Below are 17,218 nucleotides of genomic sequence, written 5' to 3' on the forward strand. Positions count from 1 at the left end.
GGCATGTCCCGAGGGTGGTAATTATACTTTAGGGATATGTGTCTGCTGCGGTGTACAGCTACTGCAGCAGCTTGAATTTGCGCAGAAGCTTAAGCGGCTTGCCGCCGAGCTTCGGAATCGATTCCAGCTCGGCTGCGGTGATGACGCCGAGACGAACGAGCGCGAGCGCATAGGCGAGCGCTCCTGCCGCGACGCCTGCGAGCGCCACAGCCGTAGCCATGCCCCGCTGGGGCAGGCTGAGGCGGAGCGCGCCGAGCAGCGCGGGCAAGCCGTGCGTCACGGCCAGCACGGCCGCAATCATCAAGCTGGTGCACAGCACCAGCTTGATAACAGCGCGGCCGAGGGCCGGCTTGACGCCAGTGGCGCGCAGCGCGTGCGCGAGCGCGAGCAGACCTGCGAGCGCGTAGGCGGCCACAGCCGCGGCGGCAGCGCCATCGATGCCCCAGAGGGGCACGAGGGCGATATTGCCCGCGATCTTGACCACCGCCGCAGCGAGCAGGTACAGCGCCGGAGCGGCGACGGCGCCGAAGCCCTGCAGCACGCTGGACGCTACGATGTTGAGCGTGCTGAACAAGGCTGTGAAGGCGAGGATGGACATCGTCCATGAGCCTTCGGAACTTTTGAACAGCATGACGTTGATGGGCTCAGCCAGCACGGCCAACCCGACCGATGACGCCATCCCGATCAGCCATGTCAATCGGAGTGACGTCCGTGTCCGGCTTTTAAGAGCCTCCTTGTCGCCTCGCCATCTGGCTTCAGCAATGGAAGGTACAAGTGCGGCCGACATCGACGAAGCGATCATAGCAACAAGCTGCACAAGCGGAAGCCCGTGATTGTACAGACCGAACCCTAGCAAAGCTTCAGATTCATTCATGCCGCTTAGCTTAAGCAGCCTTGGAACCGTAAATGAATCAACCAGCGTCAAAATCGGCATCGCGATAGTGCCGAGACAAATCGGAATCGCATAGGCCAACAAACGCCGAATCAGACCTAGGCTGCTCTCTGCAATATAGCCATGTGGAGAAGGACCCAATACTTCCTGCTTCCCTCCTTCAGCCGAAGGAGGTTTTTTCCACCAAAACCAAAGCATCACGAGAAGTCCTGCTACTGCACCCGCTACCGATCCGAAGGTAGCACCGGCGGCAATAAGAGCCGGTCCATACTGCCAATGGACGAACATTAGAAGCAGCAGAAACATCGTCGCTACCCTGACAGTCTGTTCTGCCACTTGGGAAACCGCCGTCGGAATCATATTTTGATAGCCTTGATAATATCCGCGCAAAGCCGACATCACCGGCACAAACAAGAGCGCAAACGAAACACTGCGAATGGCAGGACCGGTCTGTGCTGCCCCCATAAGACCTGCTATCCAGTCCGCTCCCCAATACAATAAAGCAAAGAACAGCAAGCCTGAAATCATCAGCACCATCGATGCCACTTTCAGCACACGGCGCGCCTCTTGATGGCGTCCAGCAACAGCCTGCTCAGAAACAAATTTGGAGACAACCAACGGGAATCCCGCCGTAGCCAAAAACAATATTAAAATATAGAGCGGATACACCGCATTGTAGATGCCGAATACGCCATCACCCGCTATATTTTGCAGCGGAATTTTTTGCATCGTCCCGATCAGCTTGGATAAGACAGCAGCGATCCCAAGTACGGCTGCCCCTCTAAGCAAAGACGAGCCTGCACTTTTCTTCATACCGCCGGTGTTATTTGCATCTTGTTTCATTCCTCATCCGTCAGCTTTCATCAATTTTATTCCATATATTGCTTCTTTCTTGTGATCTCCTCATTATATATTATCGTTCGTTGTTAAGAAAGGGTGCAGCGCTTCTAGGCAAGGGAAGTGCCCAGCAAAGCAAAGCTCGCTCCTAACAAAGAGAAGCTTCCCAACCTTCGTCTCCGCTTGGGATCCGCTTGTCAGGAAGCTTCATTGTTATGCATGGGTGATCCACCTATTGCTCCATCTGTTTTGCCAGAAAACCAGCGGCAGTCTCCGCCATTTTCGTTTCCATTTGCCCCATCTTTACATTCTCATCCTTGCTAACAAGGATGACTGAGCCGATAGGATCGCCGCCTGCCACAATGGGGGCGATGACGTAAGAGGTGTACGTTTCCGTAATGTCCTTGCATAGTTCATACTGGCCGGCTCCGCTCTCCATCGACGACTTACGGTTCTCCATACACGCTTCAACTACCGGTCCGATTTGCTTCTCCAAGTAATCTTTCTTAGATCCCCCGGCAACCGCGATAATAGTATCCCTGTCGGATATCATCGTAATATGATTCGTGCTTTCAAACAAAGACTCCGCATATTCCTTGGCAAAATCGCCCAACTCCCCGATAGGAGAATATTTTTTCAGAATAACTTCTCCATCGCGATCCACAAAAATCTCCAACGGGTCTCCCTCACGAATCCTCAACGTGCGACGAATTTCTTTGGGGATAACCACTCTTCCTAAATCGTCAATGCGACGAACGATTCCAGTTGCTTTCATATTTCTAGATGCCTCGCTTTCCTTGAAGAGTTAGATTCGACTGGATAGCACGGTGTATACAAATGGAGGGAATTCAATTAGTAACCATAGTATTCTTCGATTCCCAGTAGCTTATACATCTGTTGCTAAGTTAAGCGTCCGCCTGAGTCAACCCAAGTATCCGTGACGCCGTTGTCTTCATTATGTCCATATTTGAGAAATAAAAACAGGGCACCCTGTAGGGTACCCTGGTAATATATTACTTAGCTGGCGTTTCGGTTGTAGGAGCAGTCGAAGGCTGCGGTGCTGCAGTTGGTGGAGGTGTTGGAGTAGGCAGCTTATTCGTTTCGATTAATGTAGGCAGCTCTTTCTCAACAAAGTCATAAATATGCGTTTCGGCAAGCTCGGAGCGCAGGTCGCCCTTCACTTCATCGAACGTTTTGGATTTACGGGATTCCACCTTCATCACGTGATAACCGTAGCTAGTTTCTACCGGATCGCTAATTTGGTTAAGCGGAAGCTCGGCAGCTGCTTTTTTAAACTCAGGAACCCATTGGGAAATCGGAGCATCTTCATACTTGCCTCCGTTGTCCTTGGAGCCCGGATCATCCGAGTACTCTTTGGCCAATGCGTCGAAGTCGCCGCCATTTTTCAGCTTGTCCTGTACTTCTTTTGCGCGTTTCAGCGCATCTTCTTTAGAACGGGTTTCTTTGCCTGTGGCTGGGTCGGAAATGCCGACTAGAATGTGTCTTACTGTTGCGACATCATAAATGTTTTTGTCTGCGGCAATCCGTTTGTCGTATTCGGCTTTGACTTGGTCGTCAGGCACCTTGCCTTCCATAGTCGCGATAGCCTGCATGCTCCGTGTAACGAACAACTCCAGATCTTTCTCTGTAATGTTGCCGTCCTTCAGCTGTTTTTCCATGCCACCTTCTTGCATGCCCATGAATGTTTTGATTTGATCTAATTGTTGTTTGGACTTAGTAGCCGCTTCAGCCTTAGCTTTATCGTCTGCACGGTCGGACAACACCTTGAACGTAACCAATTGCTTCATCATGTCCTGTTGGAACGCAGGATCCTCTTTATATTGAGCGTATTCTTTATAAAACATCAGGTTCGTATTAAGGAATGTGTCAAACTCGCCGCGGGTAATTTTTCCGCCGTCCTTGTACGTCACGATTACCTCTTTAGCATCTTTCGTACCTGCAGCTGCTTCAGTTCCTGTATCTGTCTTTTTACCGCATCCAGCGGCGGTAACGACTGTCATAACGGCCAATAGAGCGATAAGCCCTTTCTTGGCGGTCTTCCATTTATTTTGCAACATCCTGTAGTTCTCCCTTCGATTTCAGCGCACGCTTATATTGTACCAGAAACCTTTCCAGCAAATCGATGGTTTCTTCTGGCTTTAATCCTTTGCCCTTCAGTTGGAAATGAATCTGCGGACCGGAGATAGGCTTGACCCGACCTTCAAACTCACTTGTCACCGCTAGCAGCTTTTGTCCATCCAAATCGCCGGTTTGATCGGCATGAATTTTGATGTCGTAATCCACTCCCTTTTGCGAAATCGTTTCGATCGCATACATCGAACCATACACCTTCAATCTCGCAACAGCCAGCAGATTGAGAACCGCCTCAGGGAGGTCGCCAAAACGGTCTACAAGTTCGTCGTGCAGCTCGGCAGCTTCCTCCAACGTTTTTACGGCAGCCACTTTTTTATAGATTTCGATTTTTTGAACGCTGTCGTAAATATAATCTCCGGGAATATAAGCGTCGAGTTGAATATCAAGCTGGGTTGTCCAAGGCTTTTGAACTTCCGGCTCTTCCCCCGTAATCTCGTGCTTTCTCTTGGCAATTTCTTCGGCAAGCATCTGCGAATACAGGTCAAAACCGACCGAAGCAATGAATCCATGCTGCTCGGCACCTAATAAATTACCTGCTCCGCGAATGGCCAAATCCCTCATCGCAATTTTAAACCCTGATCCAAGTTCTGTAAACTCTTTTATCGCCTGAAGCCTTTTCTCTGCTACTTCTGTCAGCACTTTGTCCCTCTGGTAGGTGAAATAAGCATACGCAATCCTATTCGAGCGCCCCACCCTACCGCGGAGCTGATACAGCTGGGACAAACCCATTTTATCAGCATCATGAACAATTAATGTATTTACATTAGGAATGTCTACGCCGGTTTCAATTATACTTGTACTGACCAGCACATCGTACTCCCCGTCCAAGAAATCAAGAATCGTTTTCTCCAGCTCTTGCTCCGACATTTGTCCGTGCGCCACCGTTACTCTCGCGTCCGGAACTAGCATCGAAATTTGCTCCGCCATTTGGTTAATGCCTTGAACCCGATTATACAAGTAGTATACCTGGCCTTCACGAGCCAACTCCCGTTCCACCGCTTCCCTTATGAGCGCATTGCTGTGCTCCACAACATAGGTCTGCACTGGGAAACGATTTTCGGGTGGTGTCTCAATGACAGACAAATCCCGCACACCCAGCATGGACATGTGCAGCGTACGCGGAATCGGCGTTGCTGTCAAAGTCAGCACGTCCACGTTCGATTTCAGTCTTTTCAGCTTTTCTTTGTGAGACACGCCAAACCGCTGTTCTTCATCAACGATAAGAAGACCCAAGTCTTTGAACTTCACATCCGCGGACAATAACCGGTGAGTCCCAATGACGACATCGACCGTACCGGCTTTAACGCCCTTCATCGTGTCCGATTGCTCCTTCTTCGAACGGAAGCGGCTCAGTACTTGAATGTTGAACGGATAGCCCGAGAATCTCTCGCGGAATGTTTCGTAATGCTGCTGAGCCAAAATCGTCGTCGGCACCAAGACAGCTACCTGCTTACCGTCAATAGCCGCTTTGAACGCAGCCCGGATCGCGACCTCTGTTTTGCCATAGCCCACATCGCCGCACAACAGCCGATCCATCGGACGAGACTTCTCCATGTCCTCTTTGATCTCGCCGATTGCCCGCAGTTGATCGCTTGTTTCCTCGTAAGGAAACATTCCTTCAAATTCCTGCTGGTACGTCGTGTCCGGATTGAATCCATATCCCGTCGTGGATTGACGTTCCGCATACAGCTTGATCAAATCATCTGCAATGTCCTGAACAGAGGAGCGCGCCTTGCTTTTCACACGGTTCCAATCGGCACCGCCTAGCTTGTAAACCTTAGGCTCCTTCTCCTCAGACCCCACATATTTCTGAATATGATCGATCTGATCGATAGGGACAGACAGTTTGTCTCCCCCGGCATACAAAATATGCAAATAATCCTTATGAATTCCGCCGACTTCAAGCGTACCAATACCTACAAACTTCCCGATCCCATGGTTGACATGAACGACATAATCGCCAACCTTAAGCTCCTGATAGCTTTTGATCCGCTCGGCATTCGCCATTTTCTTTTCAACTTTTCTGGCTTTGCGCTGCTTTTGCGTGAACATTTCACCTTCGGTTATGACAACCAAGTGAATATTCGGCAGTTCAAATCCCGTCTGCAGGTTGCCATTCAAAATGATAGGCTCATCGATGTGATAATCCGCCAGCACACGACGTACCCGTTCTACCCGCTCCTCGCCGTTAGCCAGAATAAGCACCTTTACGCCGGATTTTTTCCAACGGTCCATTTCCGACTTGAGCACATTCATTTGCCCATGGAAATTTTGCATAACTCGGCACATGAAGTTCACGATATTTTGCGGCTGCGTTTGCGGAACCTGACGTAAAAACAAAGACATATACAGCATCGGGTACGGTTTACGGTGAAGCAGTGTCTCATATGGTTTGGATAAAATAAGCGCAGGAATGCTTTTGCCGTCCTGCAGAGCCATCGTCATCCACTCAGCCTCGTCCCGCTCCAGCTGTTTCGCAGTCTCCAGAAGTCTAGCAGGCTCATCGATTAAGAGCACCGAGTCCATCGGCATGTAGTCAAGCAGCGTTTGTCGTTCCGGAAACAGCAATGAGATATATTTAAATAGACCCGGAAAATACTGTCCTTCCCGCATCTGTTCGATATCATGCCCAACGCCTTCAAGAAGGCGGTCCTTGGCGTTTCGGTCGGCCATTTTCTCCAATTGCGCTTGAAGAAGTTCATACGCTTGTTGAGCCGCGATTTGTAACCGTTTTCCTTCGGCGATAATTTCGCGACAGGGCGTAATGACTAACTCATTTAATTTATCGATAGAACGTTGATCGGCAATATCGAACGTACGGATTGAGTCCACTTCGACATCGAACAGCTCAACACGAAACGGATGGACGGCAGATAAAGGATAAAAGTCAATGATCCCGCCCCGAACGCTCATCTCGCCCTTGTTTTCCACTCGCTCTACACGGTCGTAGCCGAGATGTACCATTTCTGCAATAAAGGAATCCAGTTCCAGGTTTTGACCCACTTGAATTGGAATCTTCGCTTCGGCGAACGTCTCCTTGTGAGGAAGAACGCGCCTCATGCCTGCATATGGCACGACGACCACGCCGCGAAAGCCTGCGGATAGCCTCGTGAGTGCATCGATTCGCTGAGCGAGCATCTCAGGACTGGCTACCGCCATTTCAGCAGCAAGCAGTTCCTGCGCCGGAAATAAAAGCACCTTATCGCTTGGCAGACACTCCACCAAGTCTTCGAATATTTTTTGTGCGGAAAACATGTTGTGAGTCACTATAAATAACGGCTGTTGAAGCTCTTCGTATAAAGCCGTCAGCATGACCTGTCTGGAAGAACCGGACAACCCGGAAATTAATTGTTCTCTCATCCCTGATTGTACACCCGAAATAATGCTCTGCAAATCCGGGTCCGCAGAGAACGCCTGGATTAAAGCTTGCAAAAAACGTACCCCCTCTCACCCATCAACAAAACCTCTTTCGCCTATTTGCCCTCTTTGAAGTCAGCCTAAGCTGCCTCGCCTATGGCCGAGTGGCAGTTATGTTTCCCGCCAACGGGTACTAGGAGCAACACCTCTCGCGAAGGTGACGCTCCTTTTATTTATTCTTATCCATGTTTACATACTCTTAACTGTGCGATAAAGCTTCAATATAGGCCGATCAAACAGCTTGAATACTGCACCCTTGCGTAATCCGCTCAAGGCTCATTCGACGAATGACTCGGCAAAGGTTCCTCCTCTAATCATATGGTGGTCATCGATACTTAAGAAGCCCTTAACCAAGTACTCGAAAAAGAACCCAGACTTAACTAGCCTAGGCACGTATACTCGGATGATTAAACCGCATCCCTTTATTGAAGCGGACTTGCTAACAGGGAAAGCTCCGGATTGTTGTCCAGCGCCTCCTTGCAATAATCGCAAACCACATTAACGATCGTGTCGCCGTTTGGGTTATACGATATTATACTCTGACGCTCTTCGGGGGTCAAGAAATGGAAGCCCAGCAGCTCTTCGCTGACATACCGCTGCTCCAGTTCACCAATCAGTGTACGGCAGTGCCGACAAACGTATTGGATAGCCATGACGCAAATCCCTCCTTTTTGTATACATTATGGCCCAAAAAGAGGGGTTTTAGCCGAATAGCTATCTCGCCTGATTGACCGTACCTCAGAAACGTCCGTCTATGCCTATTCTAGCCGTTGAATTTAGCCATCGTTTTTTCAAACGAATGCTCTAACGCGTATTCCATCGCTTCGCATGTCGTGTCCAACACTTGCGGCATGGTCTTGAACTCCTCCTTGGAAAAAGACGACAGCACATAGTCCGCAATATTGTATCCCGGCACAGGGCGGTTAATGCCCATCCGAATTCGATTGAACGTTTGAGTACCGAGATGCTGTATCGCCGACTTAATGCCGTTGTGCCCTCCAGCGCTTCCTTGGTAGCGGAGGCGGATCTGCCCGTAGCTGGTATCCAGGTCGTCATAAATAATGACCAGATCGTCTACTGAAGCTTTATAGAAATCAAGGAATCCTCTTATCGATTCTCCCGATAAATTCATATAGGTCATCGGCTTCAGCAAATATACCTTCGTGCCGTTAACATTGCCTTCTCCTAGCAAGCCTTTGCACTTGTTTTGCGTCATTTTGATGCCATGCTTATCTGCGAATCGATCCAAGGCCATAAACCCGATATTGTGGCGTGTCGTTTCGTACTGCTTACCTGGGTTGCCCAGGCCTACAAACCATTTCATGATACTGCTCCCCTTCCTACTCCGAGCTCTTGTAAATCTAATGCAGAAGCATACCTGGATGAGCAGGAAGAATGCTGGACGTGACAAAGGAGCGCATCGAACCCGCGTTCGACACGCTCCACAACAAAGGAGAAATCCCACCAAATAGTTTTAAACCGTTTCCTGAGGATGGTTCGCTGCCGCTTCGGCCTTAGCCTCTGCCTTCTGCTCCGATTCCTCCTCAGTATCCGCAGGAAGCTCTTCCTTCTGCGGAGCCAGAACAGTAACCAACACGTCGTTGGCAATCGATTTGATCTCAATCGATTGGTCCACCGTCAGATCCGATATGAGCATGCTGCTGCCAACCTCAAGACCGCTAATATCGACTTCGATAGAAGCTGGAATTTGCTTCGGCAAGCAGCGAATCTCAATTTCATGATGCTGAACCTGCAGGATACCCCCCATTTTCACACCAACGGCTTCGCCGACATAATCGAGCCGTACCGTTGTTGTTACCGGTTCGTCCATATTTATTTGGTGAAAATCAACGTGAAGCACATTTCGTAAAATAGCGTCACGCTGAACCTCGTTGATCATCACAGGCTGCTTGCCCGAACCCGGCAGCTCCATCTGGATGATGGCATTCGGGTTGGAACGCAGCACCCCCAGCAGCTCTTTTTCATCTACAGCGATAGGCGTATTGTTCACTTTACTCCCGTAAACAACGGCCGGAATTTTTCCTTTTGCCCGCAGCCCTTTACGTTCCGACTTAGTGTTATTATTGCGCGCTTCCGCTTTCAATGTTGCTTCCATTAGATGAATCCTCCTTCATTATAGGCCCAAGAATAGAAAGCTTACTTATTCTTACTTTACCCAAATGAGGGAGAAACCAATCATTTGTTTGTCGTGGACTGCTGTTTCTTCGCGCGGAACTTATTGCGAATCTTCTCGGCATATCCCGATTTGTTCACCTGACGCTCTCTGGCAATAGCCAGATCATTGGCTTCAACATTATGAGTGATCGTCGATCCGGCTACTACATAAGCACCTTTCCCGATTTTGACCGGGGCTATCAAGTTAACGTTACTGCCGATGAAAGCATCCTCTTCCACTTCAGTCAGCTGCTTATTGAACCCATCGTAGTTTACAGTAATAGCTCCACAGCCAAAATTGACGTTTTTGCCGATAACGGCATCGCCAATATAGCTAAGATGCGAGACTTTAACCTCATCCGCGAGCTTCGCATTTTTGATTTCTACAAAATCGCCGATTTTTACATTAGAGCCCAGCTTTGATCCTGGACGCAAGTAAGCAAATGGCCCGATCGCCGTACCGTCGCCAACCTCAGCTTCGGAAATAACGGAGTACTTCACTTGAATTTGCTTGCCGAGTGTACTATCCGTAATATCAGCTTGTGGCCCGATTACACAGTCTTCACCAATTACCGTACTCCCCTTCAATACACTTCCAGGCAGAACCACCGTGTCCGAACCGATTTGAACATCGGCCTCAATATAAGTGCTGGCAGCGTCAATAAGCGTAACGCCATTGAGCATATGGTTCCGATTAATGCGGGCTCGCATCAGTTGCTCTGCTTCCGACAGTGCCACACGATCGTTTACGCCAAGGGTTTCCATCGCATCAGGCGTACAGTACGCCTCCACGATATCGCCTTCATTAACCAAAATCCCAATAACATCCGTTAAATAGTATTCCTGCTGTGCATTTTGGTTCGTTACCTTGCTAAGCGCCTCGAAAAGCTTGCGGTTCGTGAAGCAGTACATCCCAGAGTTAATCTCTTTGATTTCGCGCTCCTCTGCATCGCAATCCTTCTGCTCTACAATACGGGACACACGGCCCTGAGAATCGCGGATGATACGCCCAAGACCGAACGGATTATCAAATAACGCTGTCATCACCGTTGCTGATGCGCCCTTTTCCTGATGCACGCGAATCATTTCCTGTACAGACTCAGCGGTTACAAGTGGCGTATCGCCATATAATACGACGGTTAATCCGTCTTCATTCCCTAACAAATCTTTGGCTTGCAGTACGGCATGTCCCGTACCCAATTGCTGCTCCTGCAGCGCATATTCAGCCCGATCTCCGAGATAAGCCTTCACGGTTTCTGCTCCATGGCCAACCACGACGACGGTTCTTGCAGTCTCTATTTGTTCAAGCACTGTAACTACATGGCCAACCATCGGCTTGCCGCATACCGGGTGAAGCACCTTGTACAGCTTCGATTTCATACGTTTTCCTTGTCCTGCCGCCAGGACAATCCCCATCACGTTCAATCCAGTCCACTCCTTTTGACTATTATGTCTATTAAGTCTCCTGATACCATGCTAACCAACAATCTCTCCGAAAACAAGTCAAAGAGAAGCTCCTGCAAGTGTAGGCTGCGATTTCTCTACAAGAAAAACCTTCGAAAGATCCTTACGACTTGGGACTCATCTCAACAAAACGTATCTATTACATATTCCCTCAACTCAATATATCTGAATTCATGCAAAAAGAAAAGAGAGCCGCTCTTGGCTCTCTCTCAGCTGAATTATGCCCCTTCAACGATTACTTCTTCCTCCGTTGCTGCTCGATCGTATTCAGCCAAAACAGCAGCTTGAATTTTCTCACGAGTTGTGGAAGAGATCGGATGTGCAATATCCCTGAACTCTCCGTCTGGTGTGCGCTTACTTGGCATCGCGACGAACATGCCGTTGTTACCGTCAATCACACGAATGTCGTGAACCACAAATTCGTTGTCGATGGTAATGGAAGCAATGGCTTTCATTCTTCCCTCGGAATTAACCCGACGGAGTCTAACGTCTGTAATCTGCATTAGTGTTCACCACCTTTTTCCATCTGGGAGACTTGGGATATAAAATTCCACATTTTAGGGCAAAATCCTTCTTTTTTTAATCAAAAATGTATAATTTTATAAATATTTGATTAATTTATTATATTTCGACACCTGTCGCCGCTATCAGTTCAATTTCGACAAGGACATCCTTTGGCAAACGCGCTACTTCCACTGTAGAACGGGCCGGTTTATGATCTCCAAAATACGATGCGTAGATCTCATTGACCTTTGCAAACTGATTCATATCCTTAATAAACACCGTCGCTTTGATAACCTGGCTAAAGGAAGATCCGGCTGCAGATAAGACCGCCTCCAAATTTCGGAACACTTGATGCGTTTGCTCTTCGATTTCCTGACTTACTACTTGACCGTCCAAGCCTAAAGGAATCTGACCCGATGTAAACAATAAATTCCCGAATTGAATAGCTTGGGAATAAGGTCCGATAGCCGCTGGCGCTTCAGTCGTTGCGATTGTTTTCAATGTCATGCTCATTCACTCTCCGTCAGTAAAATAGTTTCCCGGCTCCACAGTAATCTGCTTCGTCTTTGAATCAACAGCAGAAAGCTTGGCCAGGGATATGTAGTCCTCCACCAAATGCTCCTCAACTTCTCCGGATTCCACGAAAACGCCTACACCTTTGACCGTAGCATTGAATTCCTTTAACAAATCCATCATCCCGTGAACGGTCCCGCCCACTCGCATGAAGTCGTCAATGATTAATACCTTGGACTCTTCCTTTAAAGCTCTACGGGAAAGCGACATCGTCTGAATCCGCTTATTGGAGCCAGAAACGTAATTGATGCTAACGGCAGAGCCTTCGGTCACTTTGTTATCGCGACGTACAATGACAACCGGCAAATTCAAAAATGAAGCCGTAGCATAAGCAAGGGGAATCCCTTTGGTCTCTACTGTCATCACTACATCAATATCTTTTCCGGCAAAAGCGGTCGCAAACATTTTGCCTACTTCGTTCAATATCATGGGTTGCCCCATAATATCGGACATGTACATATAACCGCCCGGTAATATCCGTTCTGGCAGCTCTAGCTGGCGGCAAATGCCTTGAATAAACTGCAAGGACGCCGCTTTGCTCACCTTCGGGATAAACTTGACGCCTCCGGCTGCACCAGCCAGCGTCAACAGCTCGCCAAGCCCCTCTTCCTCAAACACTTCTTTAATGATAGCCAAATCTTCGCTTATCGAAGACTTAGCTGAATTATATCTGTCCGCGAATGTCGTTAAAGGAATTAGGGTATGGGGGCGAAAAAGCAAGTATTGGGTCATCTCGACCAACCTTGCGCTTCTTTTTAACTTTTTCATCTGATTGCCCCCTTTGAGATAGACCTCCGTCGAGGCCACCCCAAAAAAATGAGGGACCACGTATAGAGGTAAATGTTTCGCCTTCAGCATGCGGTTCTTGGTTCTAATTCTTTATCAAGAATACGCACAGACTGAACCATTCTTTAAAAATACACAAAAATCCGAATAATATATAGTGAATATATCATTTTTATCCGTATTTTTTCAAGAGATCCATGAAAATTATTCTAACATGTAGCTAACACAAACCGATCATGTCAAAATCCGGACAGCATAAACATCTTTGCAAAAACCGCGTAAACCGTTGTAAATTCTAGGCACTTTAGCTTCTTTGGATACTAATCCAAAAACTGTCGGTCCACTTCCTGACATCAGCACTCCGTCTGCACCGAGACGTATCATACAATCTTTCAGCTGACGAACCTCCGGATAAAGATCGAGCGTTACTTCCTCGAGCACATTGCCGAGATTATCGCACAGCAGATCAAACCGTTTATCCCGAATGGATTGGACTATCCTATCTGTGGAAGGATGCGATTGAATCGCATTGGCTCTTAATTTACCATAAATCTCTGAGGTGGACACATTGATAGGAGGCTTGGCCAATATGACCCAACACTGCGGAGGAGATTCAATCGGCTCCAGCTTCTCACCGCGACCGCGCGCAATTGCAGTTCCGCCTGTCACACAGAACGGTACGTCCGAGCCCAGCTCCGCTCCTAAGCGCTGCAGCTCATCGGCAGGAATATTAAGCCTCCAAAGACGGTTCAGTCCTCGAAGTGTCGCAGCTGCGTCACTGCTACCTCCTGCAAGACCTGCCGCTACCGGTATTTTTTTATCCAAATGTATGTAAACACCTTGCTTCACATCATAGCGGTCCTTGATGAGCTTGGCCGCCTGGAAGGCCAAGTTCTTTTCATCCAAAGGGATATACCCCGCTTGACTGGAGATGATGATGGTATCACGGGGGAGCTCCTGCATCTCAATCCGGTCTGCAAGGTCTACCATCGTCATAACCATCTCAACCTCATGGTAACCGTCCTCCCGCTTTCGCAGGACGTCCAACGATAAATTGATTTTGGCCGGCGCTTTTTCAAATACTTTCATAGGACACCTTCTTTGCAGCTCTAGTCTATTCCCTAATACTATAACAAAAAAGAAACAAAAAAAAGCTAAAGCAGCGCTTCGCGTGCTTCAGCTCCGTTAGAACCGTTATTTAATACCTCGGCGGCTGCTTCTGAATCGATTGCTCGGCAATTTGAATCGCTCTCTTTACCATATTGCCCGCATCTTTGGTACGTATACCTCCCCAGCCTTCCCGTTGTACCGTTTCGTGGAATCCAAGGTCTTTGGCAAGCTCATATTTGAATTGTTCCGACATGACTCCATTTCTTCTGCGTGCCATACGCGAACACTCCTTTAAGGTAAGATAAACGTAGTATGCCCGACACCTTCCGTTTCATGCAGGTAAACCGGATTACCATCACCGCTATCTTCACCCCAAAACGGCACACTCCATAAAATCAGGAGCATGCCGCTTATGTAACCCATTTATTGCTGTATAGTGATACGTACTTGTCCATCATCATTACAAACCATTACCTCAACTGACTCAGTCAGTATATCTGCGTAGCTGTATGAAACACGCTTAAAAGCGTTTTGCTCCTGATCCAGCTTCACAATGAAAACGGAAGGGTAGGTTTCCTCCAATACACCGGAGCGTTCGATCGTTTTACGGCGACCGCCGTTTGCTCTTAACATGATTTTCTGTCCGACATGAGGTTCCAAACTGCGTTTGATCTCCAACAGCGCATTTTTTGCCATTGACCACTACCACCTCTTTCCTTGTAAATTATAACCCAATAGAGGTAGTATGTCAAATTGGAACAAATATTATATCAGTCACATAAAGCGGTTGTCAACGGCATTTTTCCTTATTTTAAACACTTCCCGTTCAACCCCCTACCTTTTTCGTTCACCAAATTGTCAAATTTAAAGCAAAAAAGCACCCTAAGGTGCTTCTTTAGGCATGATTTTCTGAACAATGGGCACACCTCTACGGTAGCTGCCCCTAGATTCAACGCCACCCAGACCTTCCAGTCCGCTGTGCGTCAGTCCAATTACATCCACAATGTTAACTGTATCCCGTATAGGTGTATAGGCCACCTTGACCGCCACGCATAACGGGTCCAGAGCATGAATCAGTACACGCGCGGGTGAGCTTGCATAGTTGGCGCCAGCCTGCATAATCGCTTCAAAATGAGACTGACACGCTCCGGCGACGACCGTCAACGTATCTTTATTTTTCTCATATTGTCTTGCTACCTTAACCGCATTGACAAAATGGTACGAATTCTTGTAGTTGCCCAGATGAGCAATATCGCCGCTTCTCCGAGTTTTTAGAATGCCGTCGTGACCCGTTACAACTACAATATCCGGCTTGACTTGAGGGAGCAGACGATACATCGCGTCCGCCATCTGAGACTCCGGGACATAATATCCCTCCGCCGGTACCCTTAATTCTCCGTACAAACTCATGCATTTACGCAAGTAGATAGGATCTCCGTCCAAATGCAATACTTTACCTGGCATTTCAAAATAAGCCGGAACCGGCTTATCCGTTGTACCTATATCTCCATAGGCTTGAGATACATCCGTTTGATTCTCTCTTGCTCGTCGCATCGATTCCATCCAGGACGGCCGTGTCGTTCTTATTGTATATTGATACGGATCCAGCGGCGCCTTGACCAAGTCAAAGAGCGGCGCATCGGCCAGCAGCCGGTAATCAACACCACGCAGTATCGCCTGCTGTTGCAAAATATCCTGAATTTTAAATATGATATCACCACCATAGGATCTACGTATGACGAGGTCTCCCTGTTTCATGGCCAAATCGCCTCCTCGTGTATCCTATGGCGTCAATAGGCATTTGGTGATTATGATGCCTATCATTTAGCAAAGGCCACCCCTTGCTTTCTACTCACGCCCCAGTGCTCGAAGCAGACAGTGGCTCAGACGGGCATACTCCTCGATCGACAGCGTTTCCCCTCTACGGGAGGGTTCAATACCCGCTTCCTGCAAAATCGGTTCTAGCTGCCCTTTCGTCTCCTTAGTGAAGAATCGTGAAGCCAAGTTATTATAAATCGTTTTTCGCCGCTGTACGAAGGAGGCATGTACGACATCGAAGAAAAAGGCTTCATCCTTTAATTCTACAGGCGGGTTACTCCGAACCTTCAGCTTGATGACGGCCGAGTCAACATTCGGCTGAGGAATGAACACCGTACGGGGAACGATGGTGACGATCTCAGGCTCACAGTAATATTGCACAGCGATGCTTAAGCTGCCATATTCCTTGCCACCTGGCTTAGCCCACATTCGCTCAGCCACTTCTTTCTGGATCATGACCACAATGTTCTCTAAAGGCAGTTTCTCCTCCAGCAGCTTCATAATAATAGGTGTCGTGATATAGTACGGCAAATTAGCCACTACACTGACTTGAGAGAATTCAGCAAAATGCTGGTGGAACAATTCCTTCAAGTCTACCTTCAATACGTCACCGTGAACTACGCTAGCTTGGGGATACGGGGAGAGCGTCTCTTCCAGCAGCGGCAGCAAACGCTGATCAATTTCGACGGCAACGACACGACCTGCCATTTTGGCCAACTGCTGCGTCAAGGCACCGATGCCCGGACCGATTTCAAGTGCTCCCTTGGAAGAATCCAGTCCTGCGGCAGTTACAATTTTATTCAATATATTGGGATCTATCAAAAAATTCTGACCCAAGCTTTTCTTCAGAGTAAATCCATGTCTTTGAAGCAGCTCTTTCGTTTTTTTCGGGGAGGCAATATCCTCCTGCATGCTGAAATTGATATTATTCATCGTTAACCCTCTTTTTTCTCAAGTTGCTTCCATGCCTCTGCGAATTCTTCACGGGATATTCGGAACATCCGGCAGCGATTATAGAATTGCTTCCCGTTACAATAACCGATACCCAGATACTTGCCCATTTCCATGCGTCGAGCAGCGGCATGCTGATGTACGATCAGACCAGCGTTGATCAAGTCCTCCCAGGTGATATCTGACTCTACGACCTCGTAATCGGTATGTACGTTGGCTAGCGCCTTGCGTATGACCTCAACCGAGGCATTCTCAACACCAATGTCGCCTTTTGCCGTTGCCTCTTCCTGCGTAATAAATGCGTGCTTGCAGCCTTTCACTTGGGCTGTAATGATTTTACGAATGCGTTCCCCCGCATGGTCAGGATCCGTTAATATAATGACGCCACGGCGCTGCTGAGCCAGCTTGATGCGTTTGATTACGTCTTTATTAATGGCGGAGCCACCTGTCTCTATAGTCTCGGCTTCTACCGCCCTTTTAATGGCTGTTGTATCGTCCTTGCCTTCAACGACGATGATTTCCTTAATCATCTTACTA

17 protein-coding genes are annotated in these 17,218 nt (G+C 48.2%); all 17 read right to left on the reverse strand.

What is annotated here, in order from left to right:
* Positions 1 to 58 precede the first annotated feature (58 nt).
* Positions 59 to 1,735 (reverse strand): putative polysaccharide biosynthesis protein, encoded by a 1,677-nt coding sequence (locus QMA13_RS34395; RefSeq protein WP_282938183.1) that lies wholly within the window; start codon positions 1,733 to 1,735, stop codon positions 59 to 61.
* 226 nt (positions 1,736 to 1,961) lie between these two features.
* On the reverse strand, positions 1,962 to 2,504 hold the full coding sequence (gene spoVT, locus QMA13_RS34400; protein ID WP_282938184.1) for a stage V sporulation protein T: 543 nt from the start codon (positions 2,502 to 2,504) through the stop codon (positions 1,962 to 1,964).
* A 238-nt stretch (positions 2,505 to 2,742) separates the two neighbouring features.
* Positions 2,743 to 3,807, reverse strand: coding sequence for a peptidylprolyl isomerase (locus QMA13_RS34405; RefSeq protein WP_282938185.1), 1,065 nt, complete (start codon positions 3,805 to 3,807; stop codon positions 2,743 to 2,745).
* Positions 3,794 to 7,315: a transcription-repair coupling factor gene (gene mfd, locus QMA13_RS34410; RefSeq protein WP_282938186.1), complete on the reverse strand. Its 3,522-nt coding sequence runs from the start codon at positions 7,313 to 7,315 to the stop codon at positions 3,794 to 3,796. The genes QMA13_RS34405 and mfd overlap by 14 nt, the downstream gene beginning before the upstream one ends.
* A gap of 407 nt (positions 7,316 to 7,722) precedes the next feature.
* The gene (fin, locus tag QMA13_RS34415; RefSeq protein WP_282938188.1) at positions 7,723 to 7,953 is read right to left on the reverse strand and encodes an anti-sigma-F factor Fin; all 231 of its coding nucleotides are present in this window, start codon (positions 7,951 to 7,953) and stop codon (positions 7,723 to 7,725) included.
* 110 nt (positions 7,954 to 8,063) lie between these two features.
* On the reverse strand, positions 8,064 to 8,624 hold the full coding sequence (pth, locus tag QMA13_RS34420; RefSeq protein ID WP_282938189.1) for an aminoacyl-tRNA hydrolase: 561 nt from the start codon (positions 8,622 to 8,624) through the stop codon (positions 8,064 to 8,066).
* A gap of 150 nt (positions 8,625 to 8,774) precedes the next feature.
* The gene (locus QMA13_RS34425; RefSeq protein WP_282938190.1) at positions 8,775 to 9,416 is read right to left on the reverse strand and encodes a 50S ribosomal protein L25/general stress protein Ctc; all 642 of its coding nucleotides are present in this window, start codon (positions 9,414 to 9,416) and stop codon (positions 8,775 to 8,777) included.
* 80 nt (positions 9,417 to 9,496) lie between these two features.
* A complete protein-coding gene (gene glmU / locus QMA13_RS34430) occupies positions 9,497 to 10,900 on the reverse strand; it encodes a bifunctional UDP-N-acetylglucosamine diphosphorylase/glucosamine-1-phosphate N-acetyltransferase GlmU (RefSeq protein WP_282938191.1) in 1,404 nt (467 codons plus the stop codon).
* 257 nt (positions 10,901 to 11,157) lie between these two features.
* Positions 11,158 to 11,442, reverse strand: a complete 285-nt coding sequence (gene spoVG, locus QMA13_RS34435) for a septation regulator SpoVG (RefSeq protein ID WP_028551906.1) — start codon at positions 11,440 to 11,442, stop codon at positions 11,158 to 11,160.
* 118 nt (positions 11,443 to 11,560) lie between these two features.
* A complete protein-coding gene (locus QMA13_RS34440) occupies positions 11,561 to 11,950 on the reverse strand; it encodes a RidA family protein (protein ID WP_282938192.1) in 390 nt (129 codons plus the stop codon).
* A 6-nt stretch (positions 11,951 to 11,956) separates the two neighbouring features.
* Entirely contained in the window at positions 11,957 to 12,784 is an 828-nt protein-coding gene (gene purR / locus QMA13_RS34445) for a pur operon repressor (RefSeq protein WP_282938193.1), read from the reverse strand.
* Positions 12,785 to 13,036: 252 nt separating this feature from the next.
* Positions 13,037 to 13,891: a 4-(cytidine 5'-diphospho)-2-C-methyl-D-erythritol kinase gene (ispE, locus tag QMA13_RS34450; RefSeq protein WP_282938194.1), complete on the reverse strand. Its 855-nt coding sequence runs from the start codon at positions 13,889 to 13,891 to the stop codon at positions 13,037 to 13,039.
* Between the two features lie 109 nt (positions 13,892 to 14,000).
* Positions 14,001 to 14,189 carry a small, acid-soluble spore protein, alpha/beta type gene (locus QMA13_RS34455; RefSeq protein WP_028551902.1) on the reverse strand — a complete coding sequence of 63 codons (189 nt, stop codon included), beginning with the start codon at positions 14,187 to 14,189 and terminating at the stop codon, positions 14,001 to 14,003.
* A gap of 146 nt (positions 14,190 to 14,335) precedes the next feature.
* Positions 14,336 to 14,608 carry a biofilm formation stimulator Veg gene (veg, locus tag QMA13_RS34460; protein ID WP_028551901.1) on the reverse strand — a complete coding sequence of 91 codons (273 nt, stop codon included), beginning with the start codon at positions 14,606 to 14,608 and terminating at the stop codon, positions 14,336 to 14,338.
* 186 nt (positions 14,609 to 14,794) lie between these two features.
* Positions 14,795 to 15,670 (reverse strand): sporulation peptidase YabG, encoded by an 876-nt coding sequence (yabG, locus tag QMA13_RS34465; RefSeq protein WP_282938198.1) that lies wholly within the window; start codon positions 15,668 to 15,670, stop codon positions 14,795 to 14,797.
* Between the two features lie 90 nt (positions 15,671 to 15,760).
* Complete coding sequence (gene rsmA, locus QMA13_RS34470; protein WP_282938199.1) at positions 15,761 to 16,663, reverse strand: 16S rRNA (adenine(1518)-N(6)/adenine(1519)-N(6))-dimethyltransferase RsmA; 903 nt, start codon at positions 16,661 to 16,663, stop codon at positions 15,761 to 15,763.
* 2 nt (positions 16,664 to 16,665) lie between these two features.
* Positions 16,666 to 17,211 (reverse strand): ribonuclease M5, encoded by a 546-nt coding sequence (gene rnmV, locus QMA13_RS34475; protein WP_282943684.1) that lies wholly within the window; start codon positions 17,209 to 17,211, stop codon positions 16,666 to 16,668.
* Positions 17,212 to 17,218: the final 7 nt, after the last annotated feature.

The organism is Paenibacillus sp. RC67 (assembly GCF_030020805.1).
Classification (GTDB): domain Bacteria; phylum Bacillota; class Bacilli; order Paenibacillales; family NBRC-103111; genus Paenibacillus_S.

Excerpts from the sequence above, each read along its gene's own strand:
- QMA13_RS34395 (WP_282938183.1), bottom strand. The coding sequence starts at position 1,735 with ATGAAACAAGATGCAAATAACACCGGCGGTATGAAGAAAAGTGCAGGC.
- spoVT (WP_282938184.1), bottom strand. The coding sequence starts at position 2,504 with ATGAAAGCAACTGGAATCGTTCGTCGCATTGACGATTTAGGAAGAGTG.
- QMA13_RS34405 (WP_282938185.1), bottom strand. The coding sequence starts at position 3,807 with ATGTTGCAAAATAAATGGAAGACCGCCAAGAAAGGGCTTATCGCTCTA.
- fin (WP_282938188.1), bottom strand. The coding sequence starts at position 7,953 with ATGGCTATCCAATACGTTTGTCGGCACTGCCGTACACTGATTGGTGAA.
- pth (WP_282938189.1), bottom strand. The coding sequence starts at position 8,624 with ATGAAATGGTTTGTAGGCCTGGGCAACCCAGGTAAGCAGTACGAAACG.
- QMA13_RS34425 (WP_282938190.1), bottom strand. The coding sequence starts at position 9,416 with ATGGAAGCAACATTGAAAGCGGAAGCGCGCAATAATAACACTAAGTCG.
- spoVG (WP_028551906.1), bottom strand. The coding sequence starts at position 11,442 with ATGCAGATTACAGACGTTAGACTCCGTCGGGTTAATTCCGAGGGAAGA.
- QMA13_RS34440 (WP_282938192.1), bottom strand. The coding sequence starts at position 11,950 with ATGACATTGAAAACAATCGCAACGACTGAAGCGCCAGCGGCTATCGGA.
- purR (WP_282938193.1), bottom strand. The coding sequence starts at position 12,784 with ATGAAAAAGTTAAAAAGAAGCGCAAGGTTGGTCGAGATGACCCAATAC.
- ispE (WP_282938194.1), bottom strand. The coding sequence starts at position 13,891 with ATGAAAGTATTTGAAAAAGCGCCGGCCAAAATCAATTTATCGTTGGAC.
- QMA13_RS34455 (WP_028551902.1), bottom strand. The coding sequence starts at position 14,189 with ATGGCACGCAGAAGAAATGGAGTCATGTCGGAACAATTCAAATATGAG.
- veg (WP_028551901.1), bottom strand. The coding sequence starts at position 14,608 with ATGGCAAAAAATGCGCTGTTGGAGATCAAACGCAGTTTGGAACCTCAT.
- yabG (WP_282938198.1), bottom strand. The coding sequence starts at position 15,670 with ATGAAACAGGGAGACCTCGTCATACGTAGATCCTATGGTGGTGATATC.
- rsmA (WP_282938199.1), bottom strand. The coding sequence starts at position 16,663 with ATGAATAATATCAATTTCAGCATGCAGGAGGATATTGCCTCCCCGAAA.
- rnmV (WP_282943684.1), bottom strand. The coding sequence starts at position 17,211 with ATGATTAAGGAAATCATCGTCGTTGAAGGCAAGGACGATACAACAGCC.